The organism is Streptomyces sp. NPDC059256 (assembly GCF_042753785.1).
Classification (GTDB): domain Bacteria; phylum Actinomycetota; class Actinomycetes; order Streptomycetales; family Streptomycetaceae; genus Streptomyces.
The window spans coordinates 161817-186360 of sequence record NZ_JBHYZO010000004.1; the positions used below are offsets into that span (position 1 = coordinate 161817).

Below are 24544 nucleotides of genomic sequence, written 5' to 3' on the forward strand. Positions count from 1 at the left end.
CCCGGGGCCGGCTGAGTGGGGAGTGGCGGATGGGTCGCTCCCCGCTCGGCCGGATCGTCCCTGGGTCTCGGCCGGATCGTCCCGGGTCTCAGGCGGGGTGCTTGCGGTCCACCCAGCGCCAGCTGAACTCCAGCAGCACCGCCCCCGCCGCGGCGACCGCCACCGCGGTCCACGGCAACTGGACGCCCACCAGCTTCAGCGCGAAGAAGTCCTGGAGCCACGGCACGATCAGCACGATCACAAATCCGAGCGCCATCGCACCCACCAGGCACAGGCGCCACCAGGTGTACGGCCTGGCGATGATGGCGAGCACCCAGATCGAGACCAGGAACAGGGTCAGCGTCGCCGCGCTCGTCTCCGCTTCGAGCGAGCCCGGTCCGCTGTAGTGGGAGCGGGCGAGCAGATAGGTGCTGAAGGTGGCCGCCGCGGCGATCACCCCCGCGGGCACGGCGTACCGCATCACCCTGCTGACGAAGTGCGGCCGGGCGCGCTCCTTGTTGGGGGCGAGCGCGAGGAAGAACGCGGGCACCCCGATCGTCAGCGTGGACAGCAGGGTCAGATGCCGGGGCAGGAAGGGGTACTCCACCTGGCTGCACACGACGAGGACGGCGAGGAGGACCGAGTACACCGTCTTCGTCAGGAACAGCGTGGCGACACGGGTGATGTTGCCGATGACCCGCCGCCCTTCCGCCACCACGGACGGCAGGGTCGCGAAGCTGTTGTTGAGCAGCACGATCTGGGCGACGGCCCGGGTGGCCTCCGAGCCGGACCCCATCGCCACACCGATGTCTGCGTCCTTGAGGGCGAGGACGTCATTGACGCCGTCGCCGGTCATGGCCACGGTGTGGCCGCGGGACTGGAGCGCCCCCACCATGTCCCGCTTCTGCTGCGGGGTGACCCGGCCGAACACCGACCCCGCTTCGAGGTCGCTCGCCATCGCATCCGCATCGGTGGGCAGCCGGCGGGCGTCCACGGTGTGCTCGGCGCCGGGCAGTCCCAGTTTGGCGGCGACGGCGCCCACCGACACCGCGTTGTCCCCGGAGATCACCTTGGCGGCGACGTCCTGTTCGGCGAAGTACCGCAGCGTGTCCGAGGCGTCCGGCCGCAACCGCTGCTCCAGCACGACGAGCGCGACCGCTTCCGCGTCGGCCGCGGCCCGCGGGGAGTCGAGTTCCGCCGTGGACCGGGCGAGTAGGAGGACCCGCAGACCCTGCTGGTTGAGCTGCTCGGTGGCGGCGAGCGCCGGATCGTCCTCGGCCAGCAGCACATCGGGGGCTCCCAGTAGCCAGGTCGTCGTCCCCTCGCCGTCGTGGAGGCGGGCCCCGCTGTACTTGCGCGCCGACGAGAAGGGCAGCGACTGCACCGGCTTGAGGGTGCCGTCGTCCGGATGCGCGTCGATGACGGCGGCGAGCGAGGCGTTGGGGCGGGGGTCAGATGCGCCGATGGCGCCCAGTACTCGGCGTACGTACGCCGGGTCCGCGTCGTCGAGGGGGCGGAGTTCGGTGACGTCCATACCGCCCTCGGTGAGGGTGCCGGTCTTGTCGAGGCAGACCACGTCGACCCGGGCCAGCCCCTCGATCGCGGGCAGCTCCTGCACCAGGCACTGCTTGCGCCCCAGCCGTACGACGCCGATCGCGAAGGCCACCGAGGTCAACAGCACCAGGCCCTCGGGGATCATCGGCACGATGCCGCCGACGGTCCGTGCGACGGAGTCCTTGAAGTCGTTGTCCTTGACGATGAGCTGGCTGATGATCAGCCCCGTCGCGGTGGGGACCATCATCCAGGTCACGTACTTGAGGATCGTGCTGATGCCGCTGCGCAGCTCGGAGTGGACGAGGGTGAAGCGGGACGCCTCCTCGGCGAGCTGCGCCGCATACGCCTCACGTCCCACCTTCGTCGCCTCGAAGGCGCCGCCGCCCGCGACCACGAAGCTCCCGGACATCACCTGGTCCCCGGGTTGTTTGACCACCGGGTCGGCCTCGCCCGTCAGCAGGGACTCGTCGATCTCCAGACCGTCGGCCTCGGCGACCACGCCGTCGACGACGACCTTGTCGCCGGGACCGAGTTCGATGAGGTCGCCCAGGACGATCGCCGAGGTGGAGATCCCGGTTGCCCTTCCATCGCGTCGGACGGTCGGTTTGGCCTCTCCGATGACCGCGAGTCCGTCGAGCGTCTTCTTGGCCCGCAGCTCCTGGATGATGCCGATGCCGGTGTTGGCGATGATGACGAAGCCGAACAGGCTGTCCTGGATCGGTGCGACGAAGAGCATGATCACCCAGAGGACGCCGATGATGGCGTTGAAGCGGGTGAAGACATTGCCCCGGACGATGTCCACGGTCGACCGGGAGGACCGTACGGGTACGTCGTTGACCTCGCCACGGGCGATGCGTTCCTCGACCTCGGCGGAGGTCAGTCCGGTGGGCGGGGTCATGTGCTCCCTGCGGGCCGCGGGCGGCTTCACGGGGTGGACGGGGTCGAGTTCGGCGCCCGCACTGATGGAGGGGCCGCCCGGCTCCGGGCCTTCCGTGTCGATCCTCGCCCGCTGACTCATGGTTCGTACGGTACGGCTGGTGGGACGGCTTCACCCGCCGTGGCGGGGCGGTCGGCCGGAACGGATCAGCGCTGCCATGGGCCGGTGGGCGGGTGTGGTGCGCGGTTGGTCGAGATCGCGCCAACGTGGGGTTCTGTCGAGCCCGCGGATCCTGCCGAGGACGAGCCCGCGGATCCTGCCGGCGAAGGCGCGCGGTCGTGCCCGCCCACAACGGTGGAGGCGACCGTTAGACGGGCGGCTGCTCCTCCGCCGCCGAACGCTTGATGGCCGCCTCCCGCTTGCGTACGTACCAGATGCCGATCAGCCCCAGTCCGGCACCGGCCAGACAGGTCCACACCCACCACATCAGATCGCGGTCGGCGAACCAGTTGTAGAAGGGGATCTGCACCAGGAAGAGGACGAACCAGACGATCGTGCCGCCGGTGATGGTGGCGACGACGGGCCCCTCCAGGGGCTCGGGTGCCTCGTGTCGGGGGGTCCACTTCGCCATGGGGACAGTGTAGGCGGCGGTGATCTAGACCATCGGGCGGCGCGGGCGCCAGGAGCCAGGGCTGTCTACGCGCGGAGATGGCTTTCTCTTCTTTATATGTTCATACTGAAACGGTTTGCTATTGACCGGATTCATTCGTATGAACCCACAAAAACCGCTCTGATGAGGACCGTATGAGCCCCTCGGCCCCCGCCGCCGCCCCCGAGAATCAGCCGAAGGGCACACTCAGCGGTCTGGATCGCTATTTCAAGATCTCCGAACGCGGTTCCACCGTCGGCCGTGAGGTGCGGGGCGGATTCGCCACCTTCTTTGCGATGGCGTACATCATCGTGCTGAACCCGATCATCCTCGGCAGCGCCAAGGACATGTACGGGAACCAGCTCGACAGCGGTCAGCTCGTGACCGCGACGGTGCTCACCGCCGCCTTCTCCACCCTGTTGATGGGCGTCATCGGCAATGTTCCGATCGCGCTCGCGGCGGGCCTCGGCGTGAACACCGTCGTCGCCCTCCAACTGGCACCCCGGATGTCCTGGCCGGATGCGATGGGCATGGTCGTCCTCGCCGGATTCGTGGTGATGCTGCTGGTTGCGACCGGGCTGCGGGAACGCGTGATGAGCGCCGTCCCGCGGAGTCTGCGCAAGGGCATCGCGATCGGCATCGGCCTCTTCATCATGCTGATCGGCCTGGTCGACTCAGGCTTCGTCTCCCGCATCCCCGACATCGCCCAGACCACCGTCCCTCTCCAGCTCGGCCAGGGCGGCCACCTCGTCGGCTGGCCCATCCTGGTCTTCGCCATCGGCACCCTGCTGACCCTCGCACTGATCATCCGCAAGGTGCCGGGAGCCATCCTCATCTCCATCGTGGCGATGACGGTCGTGGCCATGGTCATCGAAGCCGTGGCGACGGTCCCCAGCTGGGGTCTGACCACTCCCAAGTGGCCCGGCAGCCCGGTGGACACCCCCGACTTCGGTCTGGTCGGCGAGGTCAGTCTGTTCGGCGGCTTCGAGAAGGTCGGCTATCTGACGGGCGTGCTGTTCGTCTTCACCGTGCTGCTGTCCTGCTTCTTCGACGCCATGGGCACCATCCTGGGCGTCGGTGACGAAGCCAAGCTGATCGACAAGGACGGCAACCTCCCCGGCATCAACAAGGTCCTCTTCGTCGACGGCATCGCCGTCGCCTCAGGAGGTGCGACCTCATCATCGGCGACGACCTGTTTCGTGGAGTCCACGGCGGGCGTCGGCGAAGGAGCCAGGACCGGACTGGCCTCGGTCATCACCGGCTCGCTGTTCACGGTGGCGCTCTTCCTCACCCCGCTCGCCACGATGGTCCCCTCCCAGGCGGCGACCCCCGCCCTGCTGGCGGTCGGCTTCCTCATCCTGGCCGGCTCCATCCGGGACATCGACTGGAGCGACTACACGCTCGCGGTCCCGGCCTTCCTGGCGATGGTGATGATGCCCTTCACCTACTCGATCACCAACGGCATCGGCATCGGCTTCATCTCCTTCTGCGTCCTGCGCCTGGCGGCCGGCCGTGGACGCGAGGTGCCGATCGCGATGTACGCGGTGTCGGCGGTCTTCGTCTTCTACTACGCCATGCCGGCCCTGGGCCTCACCTGACAGACCTGACAGAGCGGGACGCCCTGCGGTAGACGAGTCGCCCACCGGCACTCATCTGGCGCAGGGCGTCTGCGTGAGGCCGTCATCGATCGATGGAGGTGGGGCAGGGAACCGGAATCGGGCCGGTAGCGCCGGCGATCGACTGGAACAGCCTTGGGCGCGCCCGGGTTCACCCGGCGACCACCACGGATGAGGCGCTCTGGGCCCACAGTTCGTCGAAGTGTCGTGACAAGGTGGCTCCCGGCTCTCGATCCCGGGGCAGCTCCACGTATCCCCGGTCCTCCAGCTGATCGGGTTGGGCGGGTGAGAGGGTCCCGACGAAGCCCTGCATGACCAGGCCGTCCATGCGGGCGAAGTGCATGTTGGGCGTGATCACGTATCCGCGGTACTCGAAGTTCCTGCGGGCCCGGTCAGGCCAGGCGGCCACCACGTTCTTGACCCTCTCCTCGGACTCGGCCAGTTGGTGCCGCAGCGTCTCCGGTGGGACCTGAGGCCACGGCAGCACCATTGACGCCTGTTCGAGGACGCTGTCGCTCGACGTCGACGAGATGGCGAGGATTCGGATGCTCACACCCCGCTTGGCCGCACGTTCCATCGCCTGCAACATGTCGACGTTGGAGATCTGAAGGTTGCGGTACATCAAGAAGTCGGCGTTGCTCTGGGCGTCATTGACCACCCGACTGTAGAAGGCCGGTGTGTAGTAGCCGCGTTCCACGAGCCGAATCATCCGCTGCTCTCCGGTGCCGTTGCCGCGCATGCGGTTCATCGAATCCAAGGCTCGGCTGATCCCTTCTATCTGGCCGCACATTCTGACTAATTCCTCGGCTAAGTTACGGGCGTCCTGCTCACCCTGTCTGAGGAAACCGGCCGCCGATCTCAGATGGCCCGCCAGTGACTCGGTGCCGTAGAGCCTGCGCAGCAGTGCCCGTTCCTCCGACTGAGCCCGCTGTACGGACTGCACCTTCACCAAGGTGATGATCGTGATGATGAAGCCCACCACACCCAGTACCGTATTGGCGCGTTCGAGCCAGGACATCGCTGTGTTCCTTTTCCGTCGAGGGAACGAGGTGACTCAGCCCCGGAGCGCGGCGATCGTTCCGCGGACCGCGCTCTCCTGCATGGCTGCGAGCGATTCGACGGTGACACCCGCGATGTGTGGGCTCAGCAGGGCATGACCTCCCAGCGCGGCGGCCGTACCGTCGGCTGCCAGATCGAAGTCGTCCACCGCGAACCGCAGATCGGGCCGGTCCCGCACCAGCGACGGAAGACGCGCAAGGTCGAAGATCTCCTTCCGCGCGGTGTTGACGACCATGGCCCCCTCCGGGAGGAGGGACAGGAGGTCAGGGCCCACGAGTCCTTTCGTCCCGCTGGTCAGCGGGAGGTGGATGCTCAGGATCTCGCTGTGCCGGAAGAGGTCCTCCAGGGGGCGGGTCGCCAGGTCCGGATGGTTGTCCGGGGTACGGGTCCACACCTTTGGGTCGGTGCCGAACGCCCGCAGCAGGGGGAGCAGTGCGCGCGCCGTCGCTCCTGCCCCGAGCACCCCGGCGCGGCGTCCCCGGAGCTCGACGGCGGGCGCGGGCATTCCCGCCCGGTCCTCTCCGCTGAGCGAGGCGGCGTGTCCCGGGACCGTCTGTTTCGCCAGCGCCAGGATCATCATCATCGCGTGCTCAGCGACCGATACCGCGTTGACCCCGGGCGTGGTGATGACCTCCACGCCGCGGTCCCGCAGTGCGGAGAGGTCCAGGTGGTTGCTGCCCGTTCCCACGGAACCGAGGGCGCGCAGGCCGGGCAGCGTGTCGAGGACACCGGCCGTGATCTGCTCCTTCACCCCCACGATGGCCGCCGACACATCGGAGCCGATGGCGGACAGTTCGGCGAGGGCCCGCTCCCTGGTCCCGGCGACGCGGACATCGCAGAAGTTGGCCCGGAGCAGATCGAACGCCCGGGGGTTGTCCGGAAGGTCGGGCAGGGCGACGAACGCCGTGCCCGGGATGGGGTCTGAAGAGGTCATGCGGCTTCCCCGATGAGGATTCTGCGCAGATGCCGACGCCGGTCGTCGAAGGCGGTCCTGGCATGGATCATGCGCCAGTTGTCCCAGATCAAAATGGCGCGCTGTTCCAGTCGAACGGCGATGTGGTCGGTGTTGAAGAACTCTTGGCCCCGGTCGATGTAGGCGGAGGTCAGTTCGCCGTCCCGGGTGAGGTCGCGGGTGCTGAAGCGCATCACGACTCTGCCGTGGTGCTGCACCAGTGCAGGGGTACGACACGAGGCCGGGGCGATGCCCTCGGCCGACAGGGTCGGCCTGGAGCGCCAGTCGCGGTCTTCGCTGGAGAGTCGATGTCTTTCGTCGGCCGTGAATCCGGCCAGGAATCGATATCCGTCGGCCAGGGTCGTTGCACCGCCGTCGGGTACGGCAGGTCGGACACACCACAGAGCCACATAACGAGGGGGAATTCCCGGGAATTCGTAGAACTCCGTGTGTGGGGTGGCTGCCGATGTGCTCGCGGCGGAGTTGGCACCTTCCGGTACGGCTGGATTGGGCTGTACTTCGCGGATGAGGTCGCCCTGGTACTGCGTCATGAGCGGGCCGAGTGATGAGAGCGCGGATACGTAGTCGTAGGAATCGGGAACCTGCTTGATATGGCAGTAGCCCTGCTCTTCTAAGCTGCTCAGGACCTGTGCTAAATCAATTCCTGCAATATCCGCCACGGTAAGCCCCTCAACCTGTCGGCAGCAGCACCGAGGGGTATGCTACGGGGCTTCCGCGCAGGCCAACAAGGGCACTTCCGGGGCCCCTTGGGCGTCGTCGCATCCCTGTTTCTGGGCCTGGGACCCGTCCTTGCGTACGGTCGTCGGACCTGTGTCGCATGCGTCGGGTGCGCGGTGGCGTTGATTCCTCGAAGGGGTGCGTGGGCTTCGAAGCCGGACCTGGCGTCCCTCCGTAACCGACCTCACGAGTTCGCCCCGCGGGCCGGCCCCACAGGGCTGCCGAGGAGGGATGACCCTCCGGGCGCCCCCGCGTTCATTCGGTCAGTTCACCCCGTAGAACTTCTCCGTCTCGTCGACGGACGCCTCGAAGCGTTCGTCGAAATCGTCACGGATGAGCGTCCGGCGCACATAGTCCTGGACGCTCATTCCGCGTTTGGCCGCCCGACGCCTGAGTCGGTCGAGCAGCTCACCGTCTATCCGCAGGCTGAGCACCGTCGATCCCATGCGGTCAGGGTTGCTGCCCGACCGCGCTGGATGTGTCGCTTTTCGCATTCGTGTCACTCGTTTGGGTGAGTCCTGCTGGTCAGCGGCTGGTGGGCGACCGGTCTGCGGGGGCCACCTGGAGTGCGGTGACGGCGGCGTCGAGCGGGGTGGTTCATTGGCTGGTATTTAGGCAGAGTAATGAGTTATCCTAACGAACATGTCTGATCTGTCCCATGGCAGTGATGCCGACGTAGCCGCTGTGAACGCCCTCCGCTCCGCCGTCATGCGGCTCGGGCGGCGGCTGAAGCACCAGCGCGTCGACGAGTCGCTGAGCCCGACCGAGATGTCGGTGCTCGGCACCCTCGCCCGATGCGGCTCGGCCACCCCCGGTGAGCTGGCGCGCAAGGAGCATGTCCAGCCGCCGTCCATGACCCGAATCGTGGCGCTGCTGGAGGCCAAGGGGCTGGTCCGGCTGGAGCCACACCCCGACGACCGTCGACAGAAGGTCGTCAGTCAGACCGAGGAGGCCGAAGCGATGCTCGAAGAGAGCCGTCGCAAGCGGAACGCCTGGCTGACCGAGCTCGCCCAGGGACTCAACGAGGACGAATGGGCCAAGCTCCGTGCGGCAGCTCCCGTACTGGAGAAGCTCGCACATCTGTAATTGCTCAACCCGAAGGAGGCGACCACTTTTGCGTACGGGACCCGGAGCAGACTCCGCACCCGCGCCTTCCTCCCCCGCCGGTAAGGCGTCGGATGGAATCCCACCTACCACCATGTTCAGCTCGCTCAAGAACCGGAACTACCGCCTCTTCGCCGCCGGCCAAGTGGTCTCCAACACGGGTACGTGGATGCAGCGCATCGCGCAGGACTGGCTGGTCCTGACGCTGACCGGCTCGGCATCCGCAGTCGGCATCACCGTCGCCCTCCAGTTCCTTCCGATGCTGCTGTTCGGCCTGTACGGCGGAGTCCTCGCCGACCGGCTGCCCAAGCGACCCCTGCTGCTCGCGACCCAAGCGGCCATGGCCATCACCGGCCTCGCCCTGGCCGCGCTGACCCTCAGCGGTGAGGTCCAGGTCTGGCACGTCTATGTGACCGCGTTCGCCCTCGGGCTCGTCACCGTCATCGACAACCCCGCCCGGCAGACCTTCGTCGCCGACATGGTTGGCCCCGACCAACTCGCCAATGCGGTCAGTCTGAACTCGGCGAACTTCCAGTCGGCCCGACTCGTCGGCCCTGCGGTCGCCGGTGTGCTGATCACCGCGGTCGGCAGCGGGTACGCCTTCCTCTTCAACGGCCTCTCGTTCATCGCGCCGATCGCCGCGCTGCTGCTGATGCGGACGTCCGAGCTGCACCGGAGCGTCCGCACCCCGCGCGGCAAGGGGCAGCTGCGGGAAGGGCTGCGCTATGTCTCCGCCCACCCCGAGTTGATATGGCCCATAGTCCTGGTCGGATTCGTGGGCACCTTCGGCTTCAACTTCCCGATCTGGCTGTCCGCCTTCGTCGACGACGTCTATGACTCAGGCGCCAGCACATACGGCCTGCTCAACACCCTTATGGCGGTCGGCTCGCTGGTGGGCGCACTCCTGGCGGCCCGCCGCGGTACGTCCCGGCTGCGCCTCCTGGTGGGAGCGGCGGTCATCTTCGGAATCCTCGAAGTCGTGGCGGCCTTCGCCCCCCACTTCTGGATCTTCGCCGGACTTCTGGTGCTGATCGGAATGTTCGGCCTCACGGTCAACGTCACGGCCAACTCCACCGTCCAGATGGCCAGCGACCCGGCCGTCCGAGGACGGGTGATGAGCCTGTACATGATGGTCTTCGTCGGCGGCACGCCCCTGGGTGCGCCGGTCTTCGGCTGGATCACCGACGTGTACGGGCCGCGGATCGGGTTCGCCGCCGGTGGTGTGCTGTCCTTCGCGGGGGCGCTGCTGGTCGGACTGATGCTGGCCAGGGCGGGTGGTCTGCGGCTCAAGGTGGACCTGCGCCGGGGGCACAAGCACCTGGACTTCGTGCCGAAGGCCCCCGAGCGGTCCGAGGGTGTCAGGAAGCCCGTCACGACGGCTGCCTGATCTGGCTCGACCATGGGACGCCGGCCAGGTTCGTCCAGCGGGTGCCCCACCAGGGCAGGGGGCCGGGGAAGCGCGCCACCACTGCTCGGTCAGAACCTGGCGGGGCGCTGCTCGGCCCGGCTGGTGCGCTCCCGTCCCCGTGCGGGGGGATGGAATTCCCGGCATCAGCCTGTGGCGAGCTGCGCCGAAGCGTCAGTGGGTCATGAGTTCACGTACATGGTGTGGATATGGCGGGTGTTGCTGCCGTTCACCATATTGACGTGAATGACCCAGCCAAGGTTTTCCTGAAGGTTTCCGCTCGCCCAGGGGGAACAGTAAACGGCGTTGTGACCACGGGTGTTGACGGTACGTTCCACGACTCCGGTCCGGAACAGATCGGCCTCGATGGCCCAGCCGTCACTCTTCAGGTCGCACACCATCATGGAGTCGCCCGGAGTGGAACCGGCGGGGTCCTGATTCCAGGTTACGGAGCCGACGATTTCGCCGTTGTAGTAGACGTATTCGAGCTGCGACGACGCGGCGGACTCCTGTGCGGAGGCGGTTGGCATCCCCCATAGCAGCAGGCCGACAGCGGCGAGGAGGGTTCCGAGGCGCGCGGAGTGACGACGAGACATGGGTTCTCCCTGTGGCGACCGATTGTCAGGTACACGGCTAGGACAGCACTGCCGTGATCGTCCGTACAGGCCGCTGCGCGGGAAAATGATCGACACGGCTACGACCTGGCACATCACGCGGTATCACGCACAGATCTCATCAACGGTGGCGCTTCCGCTGCAGTTCGGAGATCCCGGCCATGTCCCCGCTCGCATGCGCCAGACTTGGCCGCATGAGGCTGTTCGCCGCCGTGCTCCCGCCCGCCCGAGCCGTCGCCGAACTCGGTGCGGCCGTCGATCGGCTCAGGGCCCTGCCCGGCGCAGACCGGCTGCGCTGGACGGATCGGGCGGGCTGGCACTTCACCCTGGCGTTCATGGCCGAGGTCGATGAGGCGCTCCTGCCCGATCTGCGGGCCCGCCTCGCCCGTGCGGCCCGGCGCAGCTCCCCCTTCCCCCTGCGCATCCACGGCGCCGGCCACTTCGGCGACCGGGCCCTGTGGGCGGGTGCCGCGGGTGGCCTCGACGAGATGCGGCTGCTCGCCGAGCGGGCGGACGCGGCGGCCCGCAGGGCTGGAATCGACATGGAGCAGCACCGCCGCTACACCCCGCACCTGACGATCGCCCGCAGCCGTACGGAGACGGAGCTGCGGGCGTACGCCGACGGCCTGGGCGACTTCGAAGGCGTCGACTGGCAGGTGGAGAGCCTCGCCCTGGTGCGGAGCAATCTCCCCGTCAGCGGGGTGCCCGGGGAGCAGCCGCGGTACGAGACGGTCGGAATTTGGCCCCTGGGGGGCGGGGACGGGGAGCGGTCCGGTTAACCTCAAGGGGTGAAGACGAAGACCAGAAACCAGATCATGGCAGGCGTGCTCGTCCTGATGTTCGCGATCATCGCCGTGGCATCCGTGGCCGGTATGTGACCCTCGCCCGCTCCTAGACCCCCGCTGGCCCCGCCTACCAGGCGAAGGCTTCCGGCGTTGCTCCGGGCCCCGGGAAGATCCCGTCCAGCGAGGCCAGTAGCTCTGCGTCCAGTTCCAGTTCCACTGCGCGCAGGGCGCCATCAAGCTGCTCGGCGGTCCGCGGTCCGACGATGGGCCCGGTGATCCCCGGCTGGGTGAGCAGCCAGGCGAGCGCCACCTCGGCCGGGTCGAGCCCCTGCTTGGCGAGCAGGTCCTCGTACGCCTGGATCTGTTCGCGCGCCCCGGGTGCCGCGAGGCGGTCCGCCGTCAGACCGCCCGCACGCCGGCCGCCCTCGGCCTCCTTGCGGATCACTCCGCCCAGCAGTCCACCGTGCAGCGGCGACCAGGGGATCACGCCGAGGCCGTACTCGATGGCGGCCGGGATGATCTCCATCTCGGCGCGGCGCTCGAAGAGGTTGTACAGACACTGCTCGCTGACCAGCCCGTACGAGCCCTTCTGGCGTGCCCGCTCATTGGTCTGGGCGATCTTCCAACCGGGGAAGTTGGATGAGCCCGCGTAGAGGATCTTGCCCTGTTGGACGAGGGTGTCGACGGCCTGCCAGATCTCCTCGACGGGTGTGGCCCGGTCGATGTGATGGAACTGGTAGATGTCCAGGTGGTCCGTTTGCAGCCGCTGGAGGCTGGCGTCCACGGAGCGCCTGATGTTGAGCGCGGAGAGCTTGGTGTGGTTGGGCCAGTCCTCGCGGCTGGGGTCCATGCTCCCGTACACCTTGGTCGCGAGGACGACCTTGTCCCTGCGGTCGCCGCCCTTCGCGAACCAGTTGCCGATGATCTCCTCGGTGCGACCGCGGGGATCGCCGCCGTAGGTGTTGGCGGTGTCGAAGTAGTTGATGCCCGCATCCAGCGCCGCGTCCATGATGGCGTGGCTGTCCGCTTCGGTGGTGTGGGGCCCGAAGTTCATCGTCCCGAGGACGAGCCGGCTGACCTTGAGTCCTGTGCGTCCGAGTTGCGTGTACTCCATGGGCAACCAGCCAACGCCTTGGAGTGCACTCGAAGCAAGGACGTCCACGGTCAGCCGGCCGGTCGTGTTCCCTCGCCTGCCAGTGCGGTGCGACGGTACGACATGGACACAGCCCGGGGCCGCGTGAACCTTTTCGGCCGGTGCGGTCAAGAAGCAGATGACACACCCTGCCGTCCTACCTTCTGGAGTCGCCGTGACCGGACCACCGGTCGTCCGTGATGACGCCGAGGTCGTCGCCCAGTCGTTGGAGCAACCGGAGCTCTTCGCCCTGCTCTACGACCGCCATGCGCCCGACATCCACCGCTACGCCGCGCGCCGCCTCGGGGAGGGCGCGGCCGAGGACATCATGGCGGAGACGTTCCTCATCGCCTTTCGCCGCCGTGGCCGGTACGACCTGTCCCGGCCCAGCGCCCGGCCCTGGCTGTACGGGATCGCCGCCAAGCTCATCGGCGGGCATCGCCGCAGCGAGGAACGCGCTCTGCGCGCCCTGGCCAGGACCGGTGACGACCCTCTCGCCGAGTCCTGGAGTGAGCGTTGCGACGACCGGATCGCCGCACAGGCCCCGCTCGCGGGAGCACTCGCCGCCCTATCACCGGGTGATCGCCATGTGCTGCTGCTGGTCGCTTGGGCCGATCTCAACTACCAGGAGGTCGCTGAGGCGCTGCGCATCCCGCTGGGCACCGTGCGCTCACGGCTCAACCGGGCCCGTCGCAAGGTGCGGGCGGCACTGATCGCCGACCCCGCCTTCGCCGATGACGAACCGCGTTGCGGCGAACGGGCCGATCCGAAGCCGCTGGTCGCCGCCGACCCCGCCGAACCCGCCGACCTTCGCAACCAACCCGACCTTCGCAACCAACCCGCCCCTCTCGGCCCATCCGACCATCCCGCTTTCCCCGCCACCGGACCGGCCACCGGGCAGCCGGTCGAGCCCGCCCTCACCCCGTCGTCAGGAGCTGATTCGCCGTGGACGAGTTGACCCAGGTACGTGAACTGCGCGCCGACCGAACCCCGATCGATCCCATGACCCTCGCCCGTGGCCGGCAGCGGCTCAACCGGGCCACGGCGACCGATGGTGCCGGCCGAGCCCTACTGCGCAGGCTGCGCACCGATTGGCGGTTCGCCACCGTCGGGGCAGCCTTCTCCATCACCGTCGCCCTCACGGCGACCGCCGTGCTCAGCGCCGACCTCGGGCCCACCCGTACCGACGGGACACGGGCCGCGGGCTCCGCGGGGACGGCCAACGAGTCCTCCGCCCTGCTGCTGCGCGCCGCCGCCGCGTTCGAGGCTCGGCCGACCCCGCCTGAGCCACGCGCCGACCAGTGGATCTACACCAACACCGAGCTCCAGCAGATGTCCTTGACCCCGAACGTGGACCCGAAGCAGGTACGGATCGAACGGATCTGGCGCCCCGGCACCGGACCGGCCGCCTGGACCCCGTACGCGTCGGCAGGGAGCCGTACGGCGCAGGGCCACCCCGTCTACACCCCGCGCGACCTCTACCGCGCCGTCAACGGCCTGCCCGAAGACCCCGTAGCCGCGCTGGCTGCCGTGCGCGCGCTGTTCCCCACGGACAGCGCCCCCACCGTGATGGGGCGCAAGACGGGAACCCCGCCCGAGGACGAGACCAAGGCCGAGCACGGTCTGCGGGCCGTCGGCGAACTGCTCAAGACCCATCCGCTGCCACCCGCCGGCCAGGCCCGGATCTACCGTGCGCTGGCGACCATCCCGGGGATCGAGGCGGTGGAAGTACGCCGCGCCCCGGGAAACCGGGAGTTCATCGCCGTTGGGCTGAAGGACTCCCCACTTTCCGAACCGTCGCAGATCCTGCTCCATCAGCGTGATTTCGGCTATGCCGGGTCATGGACGGTCGCAGGCAAGGACCATGTGATCGAACCGGCAGCCGGATCGAACGCCTCTAGGCAACGGATTCCGGCAGGAACCGTCTTGTATGACGAGATGCGCACTGCCGCGGCAGTAGTGGATAGGAAGGGCCAGACCGTCTGACCAACGGACTGGCCACGCCAAGGCAGCGTCACCTTCTCGGTTCGCGCCCCTTTACCTGCGCACTATGGACCTCAGATCACGGCCGGGGCGGTGAATGCACGGCAGGTCAAGCAGCGGCAAGACGACCGAGGAAAGCAGCGATGCCACAGATTTCACTTGTTGTTCCGTGCTTCAACGAGAGTGAGGTGATCGGGGCATTCCACGCCGAGTTGGTCAATGCCCTTGCGCCGACCGAGGCTGATTTCGAGATCTGTTACGTGGACGACGGCAGCGTGGACGACACCCTCGTACTGCTGAAGGGCCTTGCCGCCGCCGACAGTCGTACCCGGTTCACCTCCTTCAGCCGCAACTTCGGCAAGGAGTCAGCCATGTTGGCCGGGCTGCGGATGTCCCAGGGGGACGCGGTCATCATCCTGGACGCCGATCTCCAGCATCCGCCCCAGCTCATCCCGCAGATGATGGAACTTCACCGGCACGGCTACGACCAGGTCGTGGCGCAGCGCGACCGCACCGGCGAAGGCGCGGTGCGCACAGTGCTCAGCCAGGCGTACTACCGGCTGGTCCGAAGATTCATGGATGTTGAGATCATCGATGGCGCAGGTGATTTCCGATTGCTGTCCCGACGTGCCGTCAATGCGCTGCTGTCCCTGCCGGAGAGCAATAGGTTCTCCAAAGGGTTGTTCTCCTGGATTGGTTTTGACACCGTCAGCTTTACGTATCAGAACGTTCAGCGGGCGGCCGGTCAATCCAAATGGGGCGGGCGTCGACTGCTGAACTACGGAATCGACGGACTGCTGTCCTTCAACAGCCGGCCCTTGCGCATGGCGATTCACGGCGGTCTATGGCTCTTCCTCTCGGCGCTCACCTACGCCCTGTGGATCGTCGCCAATGTCGTTGTGGACGGTGTCGACACGCCCGGCTACGCCACCTTGATCACCGTCATCGTGGGCATGAGCGGCGTACAGATCGCGACGCTCGGCATCATCGGCGAGTACGTGGGTCGGATCTACCACGAGTCCAAGCACCGCCCGCACTACGTGGTGCGGGAGACCGACGAGACGGAACTGCCCCTCTCCGTGCCGATGGTGCTGCGCGGCGGCGCCACGATGCGTCCCATGGCACCGCAGGGCGAGAGGCGGTAGCGCACCCATGGCCCTCGACGTCTCCCGTTCGAACGAACACCGACAGCGGACCAGCGACGATGACCCGAAGCCGGGGCGCCCTGACTGGCGCGGTGGTTGGGCCGTCGCGCTCGCGATGCTGCCGCTGGGGCTACTGACCCTCGCCTCGTGGTACGGCCGCCATGTCCGACCGTCCGCCGACGAGTGGTGCTTCCTGCCGCACGTGCGCGACCACGGCATCACCGGCCTGGTGGACAAGTTCTACTTCACCGACAACGGCCGGGTCGGCAACGGTCTGCTCGTCGGTCTGTACGCCAAGTTCCCGGTGGCGGGCCATCAGTGGTTCGGCCTGGTCAGTGGGGCGTTGATGCTGGTGCTGCTCTGGGCGCTGACGGTCCGGCTGCTGCGCCGGGCCCAGTTGGAAGTGCCCCGCGGGGTGCCGCTGCTGGTCGCCGCGATGGTGGCGGCCGTGTTCCTCTTCGCCACCCCCAACACGTACAAGACGTTCTACTGGCCCGCCGCCTCCGTCTCCCACACCGTCGCTCCGGTGCTCGCGCTCGCGGCGGCGATCCCGCTCCTGGTGGCGCACGGGCGGCGGGGCCGCAATCTCGCGCTCGTGGCGGTCGTGGGAGCCGGTGCCTTCATGGGCACCCTCTCCGAAGAGGCGTCCGTCGTCGCCCTGGTGGTGCTCGGTGGGGTGGTGCTCTTCGCCCAGGTGATCTTCGTACCCGGGGTGCGACGGTTCGCCCGGATCTGGTCCCTGGCCGGGATGGCGGGGGTCGCGCTCGGCACCCTGATCCTGGTGACGTCACCCGGCTCCCGTAACCGCCGCACCCGGTACGACGCCGAGAGCGTGTCGATGCTCGCCCCCGAATCGCTCCGGGGCGCACTGCGCGGCTATCTGGAGATCCTCGGGACGGTCTTCACCACCTGGCAGTATCTGGGGGCGATCGCCGCCGGAGTGCTGTTGGGCCTGGTCGCACGGCGCGTCGGCGAGCGGGAGGCGGCCGTGCTGCTGCCCGCCCGCCCGCCGGTGCTGATCGCCCTGGGCGCCGCCGCGTTCCTCGTCTCCGGGTATCTGTGCACGGTCATCACCTACCCCGTCTTCGGTGCGCGCGTGGTGACGACCGAACGCACCTGGAACGACTACCTCCTGGTGTACGTCCTGGTCCTGGTGGGCGCGGGCGCCCTGCTGGGCCGGTGGCTGCGGGCGCGCACCGCCGAGGCTCGCGGTGACACAGTCCGCAGGACCGCACTGGCGGGGGCGGCGCTGGTGTGCGCGGTGACCGTCGCAGGACTCGCCCTGCCGCTCATGGACCTCGGACGCCAGATGGAGACCCGCGCCCAGCGGTGGGACCGTCAGGACGCCTTCCTGCGGGAGGGCGCGGCCCGCGGGGAGACCGTACTGCCGTACACCCCCACGAGGGTGGGGAGGATGCTGGAGCCCTTCGGCGACCAGGGGCGCAAGAAGTGGCCGGTGCAGTGCGTGGCGGACTACTACCACCTGGATCGGCTGACCTACGCGGAGCGCATGCCGTAGGGCCCCGGTGGCTCCCGGATCAGCGCACGACAGCGGGGGACACGGGGACGATCTGCTCGGCAGCCGCGTACCGTCCGCCGATGCCCCATGCCCGGTGCAGCGCATCGGCGAACGCCGCCGCTATCTTGTGTTCGCCCGATGGGCTCGGATGGGTGCCGTCGTAGGTGTCCGAGTCCAGTGCGTACGACGGCGGACGTGCGGCCAGCAGGATCGGTGCGGCGGGTGCGTCCAGGTCGGCGACCGCCGCGGCCAGGAGTGCGTTGAACCGGTCGCACTCCGCGGCGAAGGGTGCATCGGTACGGGCCCGTACATTCGGGATGACGGGCAGCAGCACCATCCGCACGGCCGGCGCGGCGGCACGGGCCTCGGCGATGAACCTGCGGGTGTTCTCCGCGGTCTGATCGCTGTTGGTGTAGAAGCCGAGGTCGATCAGGCCGAGCGAGACCAGCAGTACGTCCGGCCGGTGTTCGGCGATCGCCGGACCGATGACGGGGGCCATGTGCAACCAGCCCTCGCCCCAGCCGGCGAGATGGCGACGGGCCTCGGCAGGGAAGTCGGGGTCGGCGTGGTCGGCAATGAACGCTTCCGACCCCTCGGCCGCTTCCGGGACGTAGAGCTCCGAGCGCGGGCCCACGATCTCGTACGCACCGTCGAAGGTTGCCTCCAGGTGCTGCCACATGCGGTAGCGCCAGGTGTGATCGCCGGCGCGCCCGATGGTCATGCTGTCGCCGACGAACAGAAAACGCATGGGCGCCATCATCGCCGATGGGCCCGCCCACCTGCGATGTGAGCCCCGCCACGGCCCGGTTCCGGGACCGACCGTCGTGGCGCGGAGTCGATGGCACCCGGCCGCCCGGAACGATGATCGGATCGATGCGCTCAACGGCCGAATGCGCCCGCCCGGGATGGCAGGCTTACTGCATGCGCTCGCTCCCGTACGCCACCGGTGCCGCAGCCCTGCTGCTGCTCACGGTCCTCGCCGCCCCCGCCACCGCCGAGGACAAGAGCTTCACGATCAAGGACCCGAGGATCAAGGAGTCCAGCGGCCTCGCCGCCAGTCGGGCCCATCCGGGGGTGTACTGGACGCACAACGACCAGGACGAGCCACGGGTCTTCGCGATCGACTCCAAGACGGGGGAGACGCTCGCCACCGTCACACTGCGCGGGGTGGGCAAGCCCCGGGACATGGAGGCGATCTCGATCGGCCCGGACGGAAACGTCTACGTGGGCGACATCGGCGACAACCTCAACGGCAGTTGGGCGCACGTCTGGATCTACACCTTCCCCGAGCCGAAGGCCCTGCGGGACATGACGGTGAGCGCGACGCAGTACACCGTGAAGTACGCGGACGGCGCCCGCAACGCCGAGGCGATGATGGTGCACCCCAGAACCGGACGGGTCTACATCGCCTCCAAGAACGAGGACGGCGGCGGACTGTACGAAGGCCCGGCGAAGCTGACGCCCACGGGGACCAACACCTTCCGACGGATCGGAGAGGTGCCCTGGGTGACGGACGGCGCGTTCTCCCCGGACGGCGATGAACTGGTGCTGCGCTCCTACTTCAGCGCCCGCGGCTATGTCTGGAAGGACGGACGCCTCGGTGCGGACCATCGGGTCAAGGCCCCCATCCAGGGCCAGTCCGAGTCGGTGTCCTACACGGTCGACGGCTCGGCACTGATGTTCGGCACCGAGGGGGAGCAGAGCGAGGTCGAGCGGGTCGGGCTCGACAGGAACGACAAGAGCGACAAGAGCGGTGGCGGCTCTGCGGCCGGCTCGGGCAGTTCGGCGACGGGCGACGGCGACGGTGAGACGTCCACGACGACCTACGGGTTGATCGGGATCGCCGCAGTGGTGGCCCTGGTGATGGCGGTGAAGCGACTGCGGCGCAGCGGGAGCTGAACTGCCAGAGCCGGCGGGGGAGCGGTTTCGCGCGGCCTCAGTCCCGCGCTCGCTCCCTGGCGTCGGCGCGCTCGCGGACCAGCACCTCAAGGCCGTCCAGCAGCCGGCCCAGCCCGAATTCGAAGTGGTCGAAGTCCTCGTTGAAGGCGTCGTCCTCCAGGGCCGCCATCCGCGGGTAGTCGCCGCTGTGCATCGCTCGGGTCAAGAAGGGTTCCTGACTCTTCCAGAAGTCCTCGTGGCTCATGCCCGTGGCGTCCGCGGCCTCTCGGCCTTCCGTCTCCATCCGCGCGATGCCCTGGACGAAGCTCTGTGTCGCGATGATCACCGAGATCAGTTCGGCATCGCGCAGGCCCATGCCCGAGAGGCAGGTGAGCGCGGCCTCCAGCGACCGCACGGCACTGGGGCCGAGGACGGTCCTGGCCTGGTTGACCTTGAGCAGCCAGGGATGGGCGCGGAAGAGGGCGAGATAGCGGCGGGCCAGTGAGTCGAAGGCTCTCCGCCAGTCCACCGGCTCGGCGGGGTCGGGCAGCGGGCCGGGGTCGGTCACCCGGTCCAGCATCAGGTCAAGGAGCTCGGCCTTGCCGGGGACGTACCGGTACAGGGTCATCGTCCCGGTGCCCAGCTCCGTGGACAGCCGGCGCATCGAGAGCGCGGACAGCCCCTCCGCGTCGGCGAGTTCGACGGCCGCCGCCACGATCTGATCGAGGGTGAGCCCCGGTTTGGGGCCGCGTGTGGGCCGTTCGCCCGTGCTCCAGAGAAGCTCCAGGGTCCGAGCCACATCGCCGGAGCCACTCGTTTCGATCGTCATGACCTCACTTTAAAGGGCCTGCTCCCCTGCTCTCATTTAAAACTGGGTACGGTGTACTCTCTTATGGGTACGGCGTACGCGGATGATGTGCGCGGTGCCTTCCCCTGCCTTCCTGCTGCCTCGACTGCCTGTTGTTGGAGGAACCCGTGACCGATCACGCCGTACACGCCCGAGGACTGGAGAAGAGATACGGCGAGAAGCGCGCACTCGCGGGCTTCGACCTCACCGTCCGCCGTGGCACCGTCCATGGACTCCTCGGTCCGAACGGTGCCGGCAAGACCACCGCCGTACGCGTCCTGTCCACCCTGCTGAAGGCCGATGGCGGACATGCCGAGGTCGCCGGCTACGACGTGGGGAAGCAGGCCCGTTTGGTCCGCAGCCGCATCGGACTCACCGGTCAGTACGCGGCCGTCGACGAGATGCTCTCGGGCCGGCAGAACCTGGAGATGTTCGGCCGGCTGTTCCACCTCGGCGGCAAGCGCGCCCGCCTTCGGGCGGTCGAACTCCTGGAGCAGTTCGACCTGGTCGAGGCGGCCGACAAGGGCGTCGACGGCTACAGCGGCGGTATGCGGCGCCGGCTCGACCTGGCCGCCTCCATGATCCTCGCGCCGGACGTGCTCTTCCTGGACGAGCCCACGACCGGGCTCGACCCGCGCGGTCGAGGCGAGGTGTGGGACGCCGTCCGGGAACTGGTGGCCCAGGGCACGACCGTCCTGCTGACCACCCAGTACCTGGAGGAGGCCGACAAGCTCGCCTCCCACATCACCGTCATCGACCAGGGCCGCGCCATAGCCGACGACACCCCGGACGGGTTGAAGAACACGGTCGGAGGCTCCCGCATCGAAGTCGTCGTCGAGGACATCGGCGAGATCGACGCCGCGGTGAAGGCCGTGGCCCGGGTCGCCGATGGCGTACCCGAGGTCGACCAGGCCGAACGCCGGGTCCACGCCGCCGTCACCGATCGCGTGGCGTCCCTCACCGACGTCGCCCGCACCCTCCAGGACCAGGGGATCGGCGTCGAGGACATCGGACTGCGCAGACCGAGCCTCGACGATGTCTTCCTGCGACTGACCGGACACCGCACGGACAAGGAAGAGGAGGCCGCGGCATGAGCCAGCTCACCGACACGGCTACCGCCACCGGCACGCCGCCAGAGACCCAGACCGCCGGAAAGGTGAGCCTCGAACTCGACCACGCTCGGGAACGCCGGCTGTACTGGGCGATCGCGGACTGCTGGACCGTGGTCCGCCGCGGGCTCCTCACCTACCGCCGCCACCCCTCCTACATCGCCTGGCAGCTCGGCTTCCCGATCGTGTCGGTGCTGCTGTACGGGTATGTCTTCGGCGGTGCGATGAAGGCACCGGAAGGTGGCGACTACCGCGACTTCCTGATGCCGGGCATGTTCGTGATGACCATGGCCTTCGGCCTGATGAACACCGCGATCACCGTGGTCACCGACTCCAGCAAGGGGGTCATCGACCGGTTCCGCTCCATGCCGATGGCGCCTTCGGCCGTGGTCTCCGGGCGCGGGGTGAGCGACCTGCTGACCGCCGCTACCGAACTGACCATCCTGGCGCTCACCGCCCTGGCGATGGGCTGGCGCTCGGACGGCGGCGTGCTGAAGACGCTGGCCGCGTTCGGACTGCTGTTGTTGCTGCGGTTCTGCCTGATCTGGATCGGCATCTTCCTGGGCCTGATCATCCCCAGCCCGGAGGCGGCCGGTGCCCTCTACGCGGTGATCTTCCCGCTGACGATGATCTCCAGCATCTTCGCGCCGCCTTCGTCCATGCCCGACTGGCTGGGCACGCTCGCGGCCTGGAACCCGATCTCGTCGACTGCGGGGGCCACCCGTGAGCTGTTCGGCAACCCGGTGGCGAGCGACGGCAGCTGGGTCCAGGAGAACGCCCTCCTGATGGCCGTTGGCTGGCCGGTGCTGATCACCGCGATCTTCCTGCCCCTCGCGGTCCGCCGCTTCCAGCGGCTGAGCCGCTGACCCCCTGACCGGACGGGCCCAGGGATACGGGGGGTCCCTGGGCCCGTTCTCAGACGCTCACGCCTTGCGTTCAGCAGCCTTCAGCAGCTCCTCGACGTCCAGCTTGACCTCGGCGCCGATCGACTCGGGCAGGGTGATCTGCTCGCCGGGGGCGTGGATGCGGTGGTGCCCGTACTCGGTGCCGTCCGGATCGGTCAGCACGTGGAGGCGCTGGTGCTTGCGGTCGACGATCACGTACACGGGGATGCCCGCCTGCGCGTAGGCGGCGACCTTGTTCCGGAGGTCGGCCTGGTAGTTGCTGGAGGTGACTTCGAGGACCAGGCGGAAGACGGCGGGGTCATAGCAGTTGCGCTCGACGTGGTGTTCTTCGAAGTCGGCGTCGAGGATGGCCAGGTCGGGGATCGCATAGTCGGAGGGCCCACCGGGGAGCCACACACCGACAGCCTGGAGAACCTGTGTTCCAGTGCCGTGGAGACCTGCCATGATGAAGGGGATCATGACTGTGGTGAGAGCCCTTGCATGAGCCCCGTCCGGCGATGGGGACACGGTGATGACGCCTCCGATGATCTCGACACGGTGGCCGGGAAGCTGCTCGATGAGGATGTCAGCCTCGTCGAGAAGGGACCTCGGCTCGCCATCACAGGGGTGCTCTGCTGCTGCGGCAGACATTTGGGCCTCCTGAGGGCTGGTTGTCGAGAACATCATCGTAGGCCGGCCTGCCAGGTCAGACGATGTCACCCCACGACCACCCCAATGAGTGAGCCCCGCTGGGTTTGATCCCACCGGGGCTCACTCAAGTCCGTCTCAGGACACCTCAGGGCGTCACAGGACACTTCAGGGCGTCACAGGTTCTCGATCACGTAGTCCACGCACGCCGTCAGCGCCTCGACGTCCGACGGCTCGACCGCCGGGAACATCGCCACGCGCAGCTGGTTGCGGCCCAGCTTGCGGTACGGCTCGGTGTCCACGATCCCGTTCGCCCGCAGCGCCTTCGCGATCGCCGCGGCGTCGATCTCGTCCGCGAAGTCGATCGTGCCGATGACCTGGGACCGCTTCGCCGGGTCCACCACGAACGGGTTGGCGTGCTTCGACGCCTCGGCCCAGCCGTACAGCGCCTGCGACGAGGCCGCGGTGCGACCCACCGCCCAGTCCAGACCGCCCTGCGAGTTGATCCACTTCAGCTGCTCATTGAGCAGGAAGAGGGTCGAGAGCGCGGGGGTGTTGTACGTCTGGTTCTTGAGCGAGTTGTCGATCGCGGTGGGCAGGCTGAAGAACTCGGGAACGTGCCGGCCCGAGCCGTGCACCCGTGCCGCACGCTCCAGGGCGGCGGGCGAGAACACGCCGATCCACAGGCCGCCGTCCGCCGCGAAGCACTTCTGCGGGGCGAAGTAGTAGACGTCCGTCTCGGTGATGTCGACCGGCAAACCGCCCGCGCCGGACGTGGCGTCCACCAGCACCAGCGCGCCCTCGTCGGCGCCCGCCACCCGCTTGATGGGGGCGGCGACACCGGTCGAGGTCTCGTTGTGGGTGAAGGCGTACACGTCGACGCCCTCTTCGGCCGCCGGCTCCGGGTGGGTGCCCGGGTCGGAGGAGATCACGGTCGGCTCGGCCAGCCAGGGCGCCAGCTTGGCGGCCTTGGCGAACTTGGAGGAGAACTCGCCGAACGAGAGGTGCTGGGACTTGTTCTCGATCAGGCCGTGGGTCGCGATGTCCCAGAAGGCGGTCGAGCCGCCGTTGCCGAGGATCACCTCGTAGCCCTCGGGGAGCTGGAAGAGGTCGCGTACGCCCGAGCGGACTTCGCCGACCAGGTTCTTGACCGGCGCTTGCCGGTGGGAGGTGCCCAGGAGGGAGGTACCGGTGGCGGCGAGGGCGTCCAGCGCCTCCGTACGCACCTTGGAGGGGCCCGCGCCGAAACGGCCGTCGGCGGGCTTGATGTCAGCGGGAATCTGGATATCAGCCACGCACTGGAGCGTAACGGCTCCCGGATCGGCAGCGCCGGGGGGTCCGTCGGCTGAGACGGGCGGACATCCGTGCTGATGAGGGAGTGTCGGGGCTCTGTCGTGCCCCGATCGGGGGCGGTCGGGCGCCAGCTGCCCGCCCGCGAGAAGTCAGGCTTCCCGCGAGGGATCAGCGCTTTTGGTGTACGGACAGCGCGTGCAGATGCTCCACCAGGGCGATCAGGACGAACTTGCTGGACGAGTGGTCCCGGGCGTCGAACTCGACCATCGGGACTTCCGGGCCGAGCGCCAGCGCCCTGCGGATGTGGTCATCGCTGTGGAGGGGCCCGCCGAAGTCGTTCACCGCGACGATGAAGGGCATCCCATGGTGCTCCAGCCGGTCCAGCGCGTACCAGGCGTCGGTCAGTCGGCGGGTGTCCACCAGGACGACGACCCCCATGGTTCCGGACAGCAGCCGCTCCCACAGGAACCAGAACCGCTCCTGCCCCGGGGCGCCGAAGAGGTACAGGGTGCTGCGGGTGTCGATGGTGATGCGACCGAAGTCGAACGCGACGGTGGTGGCGTTCTTCGAACTGACCCGGCTGGTGTCCTCCAGCTGTCGGCCCGCTCTGCTCATCACCTCTTCGGTGTGCAGCGGACGGATTTCGCTCACCGAGCGGACCATGGTCGTCTTGCCGACGCCGAAGCCGCCGACCACGACGATCTTCAGGGCGTTCTCGTTCACGCCGGGGAGCTCCGGATGGATTTCTGCGGGGTGGACCGCTCGCATGGCGCG

Annotated in this window: 23 protein-coding genes and 1 pseudogene; 11 read left to right on the top strand and 13 right to left on the bottom strand. The window is 68.2% G+C overall.

What is annotated here, in order from left to right; all coding sequences use genetic code 11:
- Positions 1-88: 88 nt before the first annotated feature.
- Positions 89-2551 carry an HAD-IC family P-type ATPase gene (locus ACFXJL_RS12220; RefSeq protein ID WP_384635494.1) on the bottom strand — a complete coding sequence of 821 codons (2463 nt, stop codon included), beginning with the start codon at positions 2549-2551 and terminating at the stop codon, positions 89-91.
- A 226-nt stretch (positions 2552-2777) separates the two neighbouring features.
- Complete coding sequence (locus ACFXJL_RS12225; protein ID WP_358877116.1) at positions 2778-3041, bottom strand: DUF2530 domain-containing protein; 264 nt, start codon at positions 3039-3041, stop codon at positions 2778-2780.
- A gap of 173 nt (positions 3042-3214) precedes the next feature.
- On the opposite strand from ACFXJL_RS12225, the gene ACFXJL_RS12230 reads away from it, so the two are divergent.
- Positions 3215-4657, top strand: coding sequence for an NCS2 family permease (locus ACFXJL_RS12230; RefSeq protein ID WP_358877117.1), 1443 nt, complete (start codon positions 3215-3217; stop codon positions 4655-4657).
- A gap of 169 nt (positions 4658-4826) precedes the next feature.
- Here ACFXJL_RS12230 and ACFXJL_RS12235 read toward each other — a convergent pair whose 3' ends face one another.
- The 4 genes from ACFXJL_RS12235 to ACFXJL_RS12250 all read right to left on the bottom strand — a co-directional run bounded on the left by ACFXJL_RS12235 (position 4827) and on the right by ACFXJL_RS12250 (position 7870).
- The gene (locus ACFXJL_RS12235) at positions 4827-5693 is read right to left on the bottom strand and encodes a hypothetical protein (RefSeq protein WP_384691614.1); all 867 of its coding nucleotides are present in this window, start codon (positions 5691-5693) and stop codon (positions 4827-4829) included.
- A 36-nt stretch (positions 5694-5729) separates the two neighbouring features.
- A complete protein-coding gene (locus tag ACFXJL_RS12240) occupies positions 5730-6668 on the bottom strand; it encodes an NAD(P)-dependent oxidoreductase (RefSeq protein ID WP_384691617.1) in 939 nt (312 codons plus the stop codon).
- Complete coding sequence (locus tag ACFXJL_RS12245) at positions 6665-7366, bottom strand: TauD/TfdA family dioxygenase (protein WP_384691620.1); 702 nt, start codon at positions 7364-7366, stop codon at positions 6665-6667. The genes ACFXJL_RS12240 and ACFXJL_RS12245 overlap by 4 nt, the downstream gene beginning before the upstream one ends.
- A 321-nt stretch (positions 7367-7687) precedes the next feature.
- The gene (locus tag ACFXJL_RS12250; protein ID WP_358877121.1) at positions 7688-7870 is read right to left on the bottom strand and encodes a ribbon-helix-helix protein, CopG family; all 183 of its coding nucleotides are present in this window, start codon (positions 7868-7870) and stop codon (positions 7688-7690) included.
- Between the two features lie 196 nt (positions 7871-8066).
- Between ACFXJL_RS12250 and ACFXJL_RS12255 the strand changes: the two genes are divergently transcribed.
- Together ACFXJL_RS12255 and ACFXJL_RS12260 are read left to right on the top strand one after the other, a co-directional pair.
- The gene (locus ACFXJL_RS12255; RefSeq protein WP_329020532.1) at positions 8067-8510 is read left to right on the top strand and encodes a MarR family transcriptional regulator; all 444 of its coding nucleotides are present in this window, start codon (positions 8067-8069) and stop codon (positions 8508-8510) included.
- Between the two features lie 28 nt (positions 8511-8538).
- Complete coding sequence (locus ACFXJL_RS12260; protein WP_384691623.1) at positions 8539-9915, top strand: MFS transporter; 1377 nt, start codon at positions 8539-8541, stop codon at positions 9913-9915.
- A 200-nt stretch (positions 9916-10115) separates the two neighbouring features.
- Here ACFXJL_RS12260 and ACFXJL_RS12265 read toward each other — a convergent pair whose 3' ends face one another.
- Complete coding sequence (locus ACFXJL_RS12265) at positions 10116-10529, bottom strand: hypothetical protein (protein ID WP_384635502.1); 414 nt, start codon at positions 10527-10529, stop codon at positions 10116-10118.
- Between the two features lie 212 nt (positions 10530-10741).
- Between ACFXJL_RS12265 and thpR the strand changes: the two genes are divergently transcribed.
- Positions 10742-11326, top strand: a complete 585-nt coding sequence (gene thpR, locus ACFXJL_RS12270) for an RNA 2',3'-cyclic phosphodiesterase (protein ID WP_384635505.1) — start codon at positions 10742-10744, stop codon at positions 11324-11326.
- A 133-nt stretch (positions 11327-11459) separates the two neighbouring features.
- On the opposite strand, the gene ACFXJL_RS12275 is transcribed toward thpR, so the two are convergent.
- Positions 11460-12446, bottom strand: coding sequence for an aldo/keto reductase (locus ACFXJL_RS12275; RefSeq protein ID WP_358877124.1), 987 nt, complete (start codon positions 12444-12446; stop codon positions 11460-11462).
- Positions 12447-12603: 157 nt separating this feature from the next.
- Between ACFXJL_RS12275 and ACFXJL_RS12280 the strand changes: the two are divergent.
- The 4 genes and pseudogenes from ACFXJL_RS12280 to ACFXJL_RS12295 all read left to right on the top strand — a co-directional run.
- Positions 12604-13198, top strand: a pseudogene (locus ACFXJL_RS12280) (RNA polymerase sigma factor); the annotation flags it as partial.
- Positions 13199-13409: 211 nt separating this feature from the next.
- The gene (locus ACFXJL_RS12285) at positions 13410-14450 is read left to right on the top strand and encodes a CU044_5270 family protein (protein ID WP_384691628.1); all 1041 of its coding nucleotides are present in this window, start codon (positions 13410-13412) and stop codon (positions 14448-14450) included.
- 140 nt (positions 14451-14590) lie between these two features.
- Complete coding sequence (locus ACFXJL_RS12290; RefSeq protein ID WP_358877126.1) at positions 14591-15592, top strand: glycosyltransferase family 2 protein; 1002 nt, start codon at positions 14591-14593, stop codon at positions 15590-15592.
- Between the two features lie 7 nt (positions 15593-15599).
- Positions 15600-17111: a DUF6056 family protein gene (locus tag ACFXJL_RS12295; RefSeq protein WP_384691630.1), complete on the top strand. Its 1512-nt coding sequence runs from the start codon at positions 15600-15602 to the stop codon at positions 17109-17111.
- A gap of 19 nt (positions 17112-17130) precedes the next feature.
- Here the strand turns inward: ACFXJL_RS12295 and ACFXJL_RS12300 are convergent, their stop codons facing one another.
- Complete coding sequence (locus ACFXJL_RS12300) at positions 17131-17859, bottom strand: GDSL-type esterase/lipase family protein (RefSeq protein WP_384691631.1); 729 nt, start codon at positions 17857-17859, stop codon at positions 17131-17133.
- Between the two features lie 173 nt (positions 17860-18032).
- On the opposite strand from ACFXJL_RS12300, the gene ACFXJL_RS12305 reads away from it, so the two are divergent.
- Positions 18033-19010 carry a WD40 repeat domain-containing protein gene (locus ACFXJL_RS12305; protein WP_384691634.1) on the top strand — a complete coding sequence of 326 codons (978 nt, stop codon included), beginning with the start codon at positions 18033-18035 and terminating at the stop codon, positions 19008-19010.
- Positions 19011-19047: 37 nt separating this feature from the next.
- Here ACFXJL_RS12305 and ACFXJL_RS12310 read toward each other — a convergent pair whose 3' ends face one another.
- On the bottom strand, positions 19048-19818 hold the full coding sequence (locus tag ACFXJL_RS12310) for a TetR/AcrR family transcriptional regulator (protein WP_358877130.1): 771 nt from the start codon (positions 19816-19818) through the stop codon (positions 19048-19050).
- Between the two features lie 146 nt (positions 19819-19964).
- Between ACFXJL_RS12310 and ACFXJL_RS12315 the strand changes: the two genes are divergently transcribed.
- Entirely contained in the window at positions 19965-20930 is a 966-nt protein-coding gene (locus ACFXJL_RS12315) for an ATP-binding cassette domain-containing protein (RefSeq protein WP_358877131.1), read from the top strand.
- Complete coding sequence (locus ACFXJL_RS12320) at positions 20927-21811, top strand: ABC transporter permease (RefSeq protein WP_384691639.1); 885 nt, start codon at positions 20927-20929, stop codon at positions 21809-21811. The genes ACFXJL_RS12315 and ACFXJL_RS12320 overlap by 4 nt, the downstream gene beginning before the upstream one ends.
- 57 nt (positions 21812-21868) lie before the next feature.
- On the opposite strand, the gene ACFXJL_RS12325 is transcribed toward ACFXJL_RS12320, so the two are convergent.
- The 3 genes from ACFXJL_RS12325 to ACFXJL_RS12335 all read right to left on the bottom strand — a co-directional run bounded on the left by ACFXJL_RS12325 (position 21869) and on the right by ACFXJL_RS12335 (position 24538).
- Positions 21869-22480 (bottom strand): Uma2 family endonuclease, encoded by a 612-nt coding sequence (locus ACFXJL_RS12325; protein ID WP_384691642.1) that lies wholly within the window; start codon positions 22478-22480, stop codon positions 21869-21871.
- Positions 22481-22653: 173 nt separating this feature from the next.
- The gene (serC, locus tag ACFXJL_RS12330) at positions 22654-23772 is read right to left on the bottom strand and encodes a phosphoserine transaminase (RefSeq protein WP_358877134.1); all 1119 of its coding nucleotides are present in this window, start codon (positions 23770-23772) and stop codon (positions 22654-22656) included.
- Between the two features lie 166 nt (positions 23773-23938).
- Entirely contained in the window at positions 23939-24538 is a 600-nt protein-coding gene (locus ACFXJL_RS12335; RefSeq protein ID WP_358877320.1) for an ATP/GTP-binding protein, read from the bottom strand.
- Positions 24539-24544: the final 6 nt, after the last annotated feature.

Bases quoted from the DNA above. Each gene is read 5' to 3' on its own strand.
- ACFXJL_RS12220 (WP_384635494.1), bottom strand. From the start codon at position 2,551: ATGAGTCAGCGGGCGAGGATCGACACGGAAGGCCCGGAGCCGGGCGGC.
- ACFXJL_RS12225 (WP_358877116.1), bottom strand. From the start codon at position 3,041: ATGGCGAAGTGGACCCCCCGACACGAGGCACCCGAGCCCCTGGAGGGG.
- ACFXJL_RS12230 (WP_358877117.1), top strand. From the start codon at position 3,215: ATGAGCCCCTCGGCCCCCGCCGCCGCCCCCGAGAATCAGCCGAAGGGC.
- ACFXJL_RS12235 (WP_384691614.1), bottom strand. From the start codon at position 5,693: ATGTCCTGGCTCGAACGCGCCAATACGGTACTGGGTGTGGTGGGCTTC.
- ACFXJL_RS12240 (WP_384691617.1), bottom strand. From the start codon at position 6,668: ATGACCTCTTCAGACCCCATCCCGGGCACGGCGTTCGTCGCCCTGCCC.
- ACFXJL_RS12250 (WP_358877121.1), bottom strand. From the start codon at position 7,870: ATGGGATCGACGGTGCTCAGCCTGCGGATAGACGGTGAGCTGCTCGAC.
- ACFXJL_RS12255 (WP_329020532.1), top strand. From the start codon at position 8,067: ATGTCTGATCTGTCCCATGGCAGTGATGCCGACGTAGCCGCTGTGAAC.
- ACFXJL_RS12265 (WP_384635502.1), bottom strand. From the start codon at position 10,529: ATGTCTCGTCGTCACTCCGCGCGCCTCGGAACCCTCCTCGCCGCTGTC.
- thpR (WP_384635505.1), top strand. From the start codon at position 10,742: ATGAGGCTGTTCGCCGCCGTGCTCCCGCCCGCCCGAGCCGTCGCCGAA.
- ACFXJL_RS12275 (WP_358877124.1), bottom strand. From the start codon at position 12,446: ATGGAGTACACGCAACTCGGACGCACAGGACTCAAGGTCAGCCGGCTC.
- ACFXJL_RS12290 (WP_358877126.1), top strand. From the start codon at position 14,591: ATGCCACAGATTTCACTTGTTGTTCCGTGCTTCAACGAGAGTGAGGTG.
- ACFXJL_RS12295 (WP_384691630.1), top strand. From the start codon at position 15,600: ATGGCCCTCGACGTCTCCCGTTCGAACGAACACCGACAGCGGACCAGC.
- ACFXJL_RS12300 (WP_384691631.1), bottom strand. From the start codon at position 17,859: ATGCGTTTTCTGTTCGTCGGCGACAGCATGACCATCGGGCGCGCCGGC.
- ACFXJL_RS12305 (WP_384691634.1), top strand. From the start codon at position 18,033: ATGCGCTCGCTCCCGTACGCCACCGGTGCCGCAGCCCTGCTGCTGCTC.
- ACFXJL_RS12310 (WP_358877130.1), bottom strand. From the start codon at position 19,818: ATGACGATCGAAACGAGTGGCTCCGGCGATGTGGCTCGGACCCTGGAG.
- ACFXJL_RS12320 (WP_384691639.1), top strand. From the start codon at position 20,927: ATGAGCCAGCTCACCGACACGGCTACCGCCACCGGCACGCCGCCAGAG.
- ACFXJL_RS12325 (WP_384691642.1), bottom strand. From the start codon at position 22,480: ATGTCTGCCGCAGCAGCAGAGCACCCCTGTGATGGCGAGCCGAGGTCC.
- ACFXJL_RS12335 (WP_358877320.1), bottom strand. From the start codon at position 24,538: ATGCGAGCGGTCCACCCCGCAGAAATCCATCCGGAGCTCCCCGGCGTG.